General features: G+C 48.8%; 6 protein-coding genes. 2 read left to right on the top strand and 4 right to left on the bottom strand.

Translation table 11 applies throughout. From position 1 onward, the window contains the following. Positions 1 to 2: 2 nt before the first annotated feature. The 4 genes from fliD to DPRO_RS19600 form a co-directional block, all read right to left on the bottom strand. A complete protein-coding gene (gene fliD, locus DPRO_RS19585) occupies positions 3 to 1,697 on the bottom strand; it encodes a flagellar filament capping protein FliD (RefSeq protein WP_097013601.1) in 1,695 nt (564 codons plus the stop codon). Positions 1,698 to 1,859: 162 nt separating this feature from the next. After that, the gene (locus DPRO_RS19590) at positions 1,860 to 2,747 is read right to left on the bottom strand and encodes a flagellin N-terminal helical domain-containing protein (RefSeq protein ID WP_097013602.1); all 888 of its coding nucleotides are present in this window, start codon (positions 2,745 to 2,747) and stop codon (positions 1,860 to 1,862) included. A 257-nt stretch (positions 2,748 to 3,004) separates the two neighbouring features. Next, positions 3,005 to 4,684, bottom strand: coding sequence for a CgeB family protein (locus tag DPRO_RS19595; protein WP_097013603.1), 1,680 nt, complete (start codon positions 4,682 to 4,684; stop codon positions 3,005 to 3,007). A gap of 69 nt (positions 4,685 to 4,753) precedes the next feature. Then, positions 4,754 to 5,728 carry a zinc dependent phospholipase C family protein gene (locus DPRO_RS19600; protein ID WP_097013604.1) on the bottom strand — a complete coding sequence of 325 codons (975 nt, stop codon included), beginning with the start codon at positions 5,726 to 5,728 and terminating at the stop codon, positions 4,754 to 4,756. A 79-nt stretch (positions 5,729 to 5,807) separates the two neighbouring features. Here DPRO_RS19600 and DPRO_RS19605 point away from each other — a divergent pair, with 79 nt between their 5' ends. Both DPRO_RS19605 and thyX read left to right on the top strand, forming a co-directional pair. Next, positions 5,808 to 6,335, top strand: coding sequence for a nucleoside/nucleotide kinase family protein (locus DPRO_RS19605; RefSeq protein WP_097013605.1), 528 nt, complete (start codon positions 5,808 to 5,810; stop codon positions 6,333 to 6,335). 96 nt (positions 6,336 to 6,431) lie between these two features. Next, positions 6,432 to 7,169 (top strand): FAD-dependent thymidylate synthase, encoded by a 738-nt coding sequence (gene thyX, locus DPRO_RS19610; protein WP_097013606.1) that lies wholly within the window; start codon positions 6,432 to 6,434, stop codon positions 7,167 to 7,169. The last annotated feature ends 428 nt before the right edge of the window (positions 7,170 to 7,597 follow it).

The raw sequence follows: 7,597 nt of genomic DNA on the forward strand, positions 1-7,597 counted from the left end.
TACTACGCAAGTTGGCTCAGTGAGTTTTCTAACTGACCCTGTCTGAGCTCATATTGACCGAGGAGCGCATCAAGTCGAGCGAACTTGAGCTTGAGGTTGCGTTCCATCTTTCCAATACGAGTATTTTCGTATTCGATCTTTTGATCGATACTGTCCATAATATCGTTGTAATTATCCTGAAGGACAGCCAAGGGACCGCCTTCATATGTGTACTTGTTGTATGGCTTGGTCAGCTCCGACAGTTCGTCGATCATCTGACCGGTCTTGCCTTGCTTGACCGAAACCGAGCCTGAATATGTCCCGGCATTTGTGTTGTCGAGGCGTATTGACATACCAGTCGAAGTTCCTGACTTGCCAGTTATTTCCCAGCCCGAAATCAGTGCCGGTTCACCATTGATTGTTGCGCTGGTGATGCTGGTTCCATCGCTGACTATTTCGACGTCATACACACCCGGCTTCGTGGTTCCCTTGATGAGAGAGCTGAATGTGAAGTCCGGGGAGTTGCTTTCTGCCTTGCTGTCGGCGGAAAAAAGCTCTGCAACAGCGTCAGGGGCTTCTTCAAGTACCTTATCAAATACTTCATGGTCGATCTTCAGCAGGCCGTAGGTTGGCGAACCTTCTTCCGCGTCGGTCAGGATTCCGAGTTGCGAAAGGGCAGTATACTTGTCGCCCGTGAGGTTTTCGGCGTCCCAGTTCACAAAACCCAGCCCCATTTCAGCGGTAATGTTCTTAAGCTTCTGGGAGACCATGTCCACACCGTAGTTACCAGTGAGGATGGAGCCCTCTCCTTCTTCGTTTACAGAAGTTATCGCTTGTATCTGGGCACGGATTACATTGACCTGCTCAATGAAGGTCATGACGTTTTCCTTAACGCCCTCTGGTTCTGTCGCAATGTTGAGCTTGACGGTTGAGCCCGGGGCCGCATTCTGTAAATTGAGCGTTATGCCGTTAACGACATCGTTGATGCTGTTTGACGATCGTTCGATCCAACCTCCGGCGGCCGAGGGGAATCCGTTTACGCGTATTTGCGAATTGACGGCGTTTTGGGTCTCGTTGAAATCCGAGGCATTGAAAATAAGGCTGCCGGTGTTGGATATGACGAGCTGATTGTCTGCACCTAAATCCATTCCATTCAACTGAAGATGGTAGGAAGAACCATCATAGATGGTCGAGGCCCGAATGTGGGTTCGTGAGTCAGCGTGGTTGTTAATGATATTAACGAACCCTTGCAGCGTGGTGCCTGCAGAAATATTGCTTATGGTATGGCTTTCGCCACCATAGGAAAAGGTAAACGAAGAGTTGGCTGTGAACACAGCAGCATCGAGAGAACTTGCTCCGGTACTCGTGATGAGCACATCATTCGTCGCGAGTTGCCCGACTTCGATGGTATGGGATGCCTCCTGCGCACTGCTGTCGGCTGTGGCCGTCAGAATGGATGAGTCCGTTGTGGAAACGGCCTTTGATAAAAATTCACTGACAGTATTGAATCCCTCAAGTGTCGTCTTGAGAGAAAGCATCTGGGTATTGAGAGCTTGAAACTGTTCGTTCTTCAGCTCCCATGAAGCTCGCCAATTCTCCAGTCGGCGAACACGATTCATCTCAATATCGACGAGTCCATCGATAATCTGATTGAAGTCTGTGCCATTACCTAAACCGGTAAAATTGATAGCTCCTGATGTGTATGTTCCGTCAGCCATGGCTTTATCCCTGCGTGGAAGTTTTTTCCCTTTAAAGTGGGTCGCCAAGAATTATGCAAACCTAATGCCAGATGCTGGTGTCATATCCTTCTGAAATCAAAGGGCCGAGCTCCATGGATGGAGCTCGGCCAAAAGAGTGCAGCAGATGCTACGTGATCAAGATTAACCGATAAGGGACAGAGCCATACGAGGCAGGGAGTTAGCCTGCGACAGCATGGAAACTGCAGCCTGGGTCTTGATCTGGTTTCGGACGAACTCGGTCATCTCGGTTGCGACGTCGACATCAGAAATACGGGATTCCGCAGCCTGAATGTTTTCAGCCTGGATTTCCAGAACAGTTACGGTGTTCTCGAGTCTGTTCTGCAATGCACCAAGGTTAGCACGAATCTTATCCTTGGAAACGATCGCATCAGTGAGCGCATCCAGGGACTGCTGTGCCAACTGCTGGGTGGAAATGGATGCACCTGCACCGGAGCCGCTTGCGAGGCCGACGCCCAGAGCGGAAGCAGTGGATTCATTGATCTGGATGTAGTAGTAATCCTCGGAAGAATCGTTACCTGCACCAAAGTGAACCTTCAGCTTACCAGTGGACTGGAGACCTGCACCGCTGTGACTGGAGGCGGAGAGGTTACCGTTAAGCAGGTAAATGCCGTTGAAGTCGGTGGAGTTGGCGATACGGGTAATTTCCGAAGCCATGGCCTGATACTCGGAGTCGATGATCAGACGCTGGTCAGAGTTGTAGGTACCCGTGGATGCCTGCATTGCCAGTTCCTTCATACGAATCAGCTTTTCATCGATAATGCCGAGGGCGCCATCTGCCGTCTGGATGAGGGAGATAGCATCGTTAGCGTTACGAATACCCTGGTTCAGGGAGCTGATGTCAGCACGCATGAGCTCGCGAATTGCAAGACCAGCTGCGTCATCAGAAGACTGGGTGATGCGAAGCCCCGAAGACAGACGACGGGTCGAGGTTTCCAGATCACCGAATGCGCTACCGAGGTTACGGGATGCATTCATTGCCATTAAGTTGTTGTTAATAACCAGAGCCATAATTTCCTCCTTGAAATTGTTTCGGCTTCCATGCCTGAGATTGAATGTTCCGATTGTAGGTTTACCGGAAAAAATCTCTCACTTGTGCCTTACTCATCGTCGGGTTGGCGAAAAACTTTAGGTTCAGTGAACGTTTTTTTTTGTACGAAAATCTAGGAGGATATGTTGGGTGCTAAATAAGGCGGAGCAACAAAAAATGCCATGCGCATTTTGAGTTGGAAACGATGAAAAATGGGGTGTGTGCTGGAACTTTTGGTTTAGGCAAAAGTTTTGCGCATAATATCAATTATCGATGACAACCGAACTTCATAAGTGTGTTCGGCAAGTATTCTGCGTCGGGCTGCACTGGTGATTACGGCGCGTGCGGTGGGGTTTGACAGATATTTTTTTATGAGGCCTGGAATTTCTTCTGGATTTCGGTACACCACGACTTCCGTTCCGATATCAAATAAATTTTCTATTTGCTCACGGTGATCCGTTATCAAAAAGGAGCCGGTCGCGGGTACGTCGAATACTCGCTGATTGACCGCGCCTTTCATTTGCTGGCTGGTGCAATTGAAGTTGATTGAAGACTGCTGATAAAAAGCAGGGAGTTCTTTGTAGTAGTCGATTGCACTGAGGTGACGCCAACGCGGGGTTTGAGGAAGTTGTGATTTCCAACCGTTGTCACCAACAATCAGTGGACAGAATTCGAGTAATTGGCTGACGCAGTTGAGCCTGTATTGGCGGGTGGCTTCCCAGGTCAGAAGGGATTCCAGGGCCAGTCGTTTGTCTGTTGTCTCCATCTCCTTGAAAGCCGTATCCCATTCCGGGTAACCAGATGCCAGAAATGATGCCACATTCAGTTCGCCCGATTTGCCAAAATCCGCCGCCACTTTCTCGTATTGCATCTGAAGTTGCGGAGGCAGCACAGCGTCCTTTAACGAGTTGCTGACAGCAGAGAGCATGGAGTTACCGACAAACGAAACGTCACAAACCCAGTCGGCAGGTGCTGTTTTGGATTGCTGTGGAGCGAAACGATGCGGGTCTGTTGCCAGGGGCATGTAATGCACATTGTCAAACCCCTTGCGCCGAAGCATTTCTTCGTTACCTGCGTCATACGTAAAAATTACCGTATTTTGCGTTGCTGGATGAGCGTATTCATGCAGGATCAAGTGGGGGTTATCAACGAACCATGAAGCGAGTGGAAGTTGTAGCTCCTGCAATAACTCAGCAAGTTTTCCTTCACGGTCCAATCCGAAATGATTCACAGTAAATACATAGTCAGGCTTGAAATCGACGACAGCGCGCAGAAGCGACTCAATGAAAGATTGTGTTCCTACATCGGTGTTCCCAAGTGTGAGTAGCTGGAAGGGGAGCTCCAGTCTTTTGAAAGCGGCAGTGATCTCGTCACAAAGGAAGTAGTCGGAATCAATGAAGAGCACCCGAGGTTTGGCTTCTTGGAATTTGGGATAGCGAGCAGCCTCCCAGAAGTTGTTGGTCGAAGAAGATTCAATGGTGTTGACCAGGGCGCCATAATACTCCCTGTTTAAACGAAGATATAGAGGAATGGCGATAGGTTGAAGTGGGGCTGAGCCGTGATCTTTTTGCCACTGCCTCAGTGCGTGCATGGCGTTTTCAGCGGATTCCTCTTTGATCCAGAATACATATGGGTTGGCGGAGTATTTCTTGTGAAGTCCAGTTGCAGTATGGATTGCTGTTTCCTGGTCAACCACAGCCACTGGTCTGCCTTGATCAACCAGTATCGACAAGGCTTCACCAATCCCAGAACCGATAAGCACGGGCAGGCTGTCACCATGAATACTCTTCACCAGAGAACTTTCGCGTTCAAGGCTTTTGCGTCCCCACATATGCCACGTTTTACTGTCGATACGTATGCGAACATCGGGGGCGGAGCTCTCTTCAAGGTATTCTGCTGTATAGGTTTCGCGCGTCATGTTGTGTGAACTACTGTATTTTGTCCCTTGAGAGCAAGTCGACATAGTATATAGTAATGAACGGTTTCATCAGCTGATGTCAGGATACGGTGTTTTAGAGAACGTGGTCATTTCTGCCGTTGAGACTCTTTTCAGGCCGGAATCCATGGATGGGCCTGTCTGGGAAAGGTTGATAGCTCGTCCAGAGAATACATCATCTTCAATCTCTAAACAGAGTTCAGCCGCCCTTATTGCCGCCTGATCAATAAGTCCCGACAGGGTTGTCATCTTTTCTTTGCGCGTGACCGGGTGTCGAAAAGTAATGGATTCCTGAAGCTTGTCTCCCTGCTTGAGTAGCTGGGGGCAGTAGAACAGCATGGTCAACTCTGTGAAAAAGTCAGGAGTCACTTTCCGCAATGAAAACAAGAGCCTTGCAAGGTAGGGGATGGGGAACAGTCGTTGAAGTGTTTGGTAAAGCTGCCAACTCTTTTCGAGACCTTTTGTCACCTCTTCAGGGGACGTATGTGTCTCCTGAGCAAGTCTTTTGATCGGCAGACCGTTGGTAATTATATCAGGCGTCTGTTGAATAAGTGTGCGTAAGTAATATTTTTTGTTCCTAACTTTTTCAGGGCAGGCAACCATGTCCATGAGCGACTCAAGTGCCCTGTGCCTTTGCCTGGCCAGCGACTTCCTTTTATCATTGTCGGCGTAGTAATCGCCTGTGTAGTGCCAGACAAATGGGTGCATGACGGAATCGGCATAAAGATGCGAAACCAGCCCAACGAGGATGGCGCATGCGAGATCCTTGTTGGCACTGGATAGGATGTGATCAGCCTGGAATCGAATAAGGTTGAACGTGTCCTGCCCCCGTGCGCCATGCAGTTTGTGGGCAAGCCTCTCCAAAGGACGACATCCCGGAAGAACGGCATAAAAGAGGGCATCGTGGAAGACGGAACCAAGCAGCAGTCCCTCTTTTTGATTGGAAACAGGTCGAGCGAATCGAGAGCCTTCGAGCCGTTGTGCGGTTTTTTCCGCAATGGTGAAATGGATCAATTCCTTTGGCATAGAATGTTGTTTTTTAAAGCTGGTTGCCGTACTTGAGTTGTTTGCAATACATAATAGCTCTTGCCACAAGGAATTCAGTATGACGAAATATTTGATTAATGAACAGTATGATGTTGATGATCCTAATGTCAGTAAGCAATTCGGTAAAGGTGATCGGCGCGAAGATTTTGCCGATGCCTGGCAGCAAACAGGTAATGTGATTCTTGTTGGCTTGACCGGAAGCGGAAAGCTGGCACTGGCTCACCTCCTGGCCGAGCGCACGGGATTGCCTGTGGTCGTGCCGTCAGATTCCCGAGAGGCTGTCGCCGAAATGGGGGCTGAAGGGAAGATCATTGTATTGCGCGATGAAGTGCTGGAGCAGGAAGAAGTTCGGTCCACTGTGCATGGTGCAGGCAAGGTCTTTTACTTGATGGTTGACTCCAACAGGCTTGCTGAACGAGTGGCCGACAGGGATGGTGTGGAAGATCAGGATGAACTGTGGCGCCAACTCTCAGCTCGGCTGGCGTTGATGGAGCCGGTATTTTATTCCACCTTGCACTTTATACTGCAGGCCTCTGGTCAACCGGAAGACATGCTGGATGATGCCTTGGAAAAAATTGCTTTCTAGTGGAATTTAGTTAAGGGGCATGGAGTTGGTGACACCCCGTGCCGATTGCGCTAGAAGAGCGCATCTTGATCACCTTTAGCGTATGGAGCTTGTTTGATGCCGGAAAAGAAACTCAGGGTCGAGTTCATGGCCATGACCCCCGATGCTCTTTCCCTTATATATGCCGCTTTCCGTCAATGTTATCATGCCGGATTTGTTGCCGACATGCTGCCCAAATTGATGTCAGGCGAGATATCCAGGGATGTTCAGGCTGATTTTGTCAGCAAGGTAATGGAATCGGGTCACGATAGCCCGATCGAGCATGTTTCGCTGACTTTCGCCATAGAAGGGATCTCGCGGGCTTGCTCACATCAGATAGTTCGGCATCGGATTGCTTCGTATTCCCAGCAGAGCCAGCGCTATGTTGCAGAAACGGATATGGAATATATCATGCCTCCTGCCATTGCGAAGATACCGGAGGCGCGTGAGCGCTTCGAGCGATTTATGGAAGAGGTTCAGTCTGCTTACGGGGATTTGCAGGATATTCTTGTGGCCCATGGTCGAAAGTCCAAAGCCAATGAGGATGCGCGTTTCGTGTTGCCCCAAGCCGCAGAGACCAAGTTGGTCATGACCATGAATTGTCGTTCGCTCCACCACTTTTTCCATTTGCGTTGCTGCAACAGGGCACAGTGGGAGGTTCGGGCAATGGCCGATTCGATGCTTTCAATCTGCAAAGAGAAGCTTCCAGCCATTTTCGCCAATGCAGGCGCCCGGTGCGAACAGCTCGGTTATTGCCCGGAATCGCCGAAATTCGCATGTGGCAAGTATCCGACCAAGGAAAAAATCTGCACATAATTTTCTCACAGGTCGGGAGTCTTTCCTTGCCTCAGGATGCCTTGAAACGCTTGCCATAATTATGTCAAGCGTTTTTTTTGTAACCTATTCAGTGGGTTATCGTTGTTCAAATGAGTAGGAAAGCCCGGAACCTTTGGGGGATAAGGGTTTCGGACGATCTGTTGGATAGTAAGATAATCAAAGAAAAAAGGTGATAATCACTGTTAACAAGATAAATCCTTTTATATTGGTACTTTAAGATCAAATATGAATAAATCGTAGTTTTTGAGTCAGGTTTGCTTGACAATAAATTAATGAACACATGGAAGCATGATCGCAAAAAACTACGTTTTTAGTAGTAATCTGGATAATAGCATGTGGAAAAGTATCTAACACCATGTTGAAAACATGTGATTCTAGACTTCTTCATGAGGCGCTAACCCTTGTAA

The organism is Pseudodesulfovibrio profundus (assembly GCF_900217235.1).
Classification (GTDB): Bacteria; Desulfobacterota; Desulfovibrionia; order Desulfovibrionales; family Desulfovibrionaceae; genus Pseudodesulfovibrio; species Pseudodesulfovibrio profundus.

What these genes read in the sequence shown, in the direction of transcription:
- DPRO_RS19595 (WP_097013603.1), bottom strand. Translation starts at nt 4,684, where the DNA reads ATGACGCGCGAAACCTATACAGCAGAATACCTTGAAGAGAGCTCCGCC.
- DPRO_RS19605 (WP_097013605.1), top strand. Translation starts at nt 5,808, where the DNA reads ATGACGAAATATTTGATTAATGAACAGTATGATGTTGATGATCCTAAT.
- thyX (WP_097013606.1), top strand. Translation starts at nt 6,432, where the DNA reads ATGCCGGAAAAGAAACTCAGGGTCGAGTTCATGGCCATGACCCCCGAT.
- DPRO_RS19590 (WP_097013602.1), bottom strand. Translation starts at nt 2,747, where the DNA reads ATGGCTCTGGTTATTAACAACAACTTAATGGCAATGAATGCATCCCGT.
- fliD (WP_097013601.1), bottom strand. Translation starts at nt 1,697, where the DNA reads ATGGCTGACGGAACATACACATCAGGAGCTATCAATTTTACCGGTTTA.
- DPRO_RS19600 (WP_097013604.1), bottom strand. Translation starts at nt 5,728, where the DNA reads ATGCCAAAGGAATTGATCCATTTCACCATTGCGGAAAAAACCGCACAA.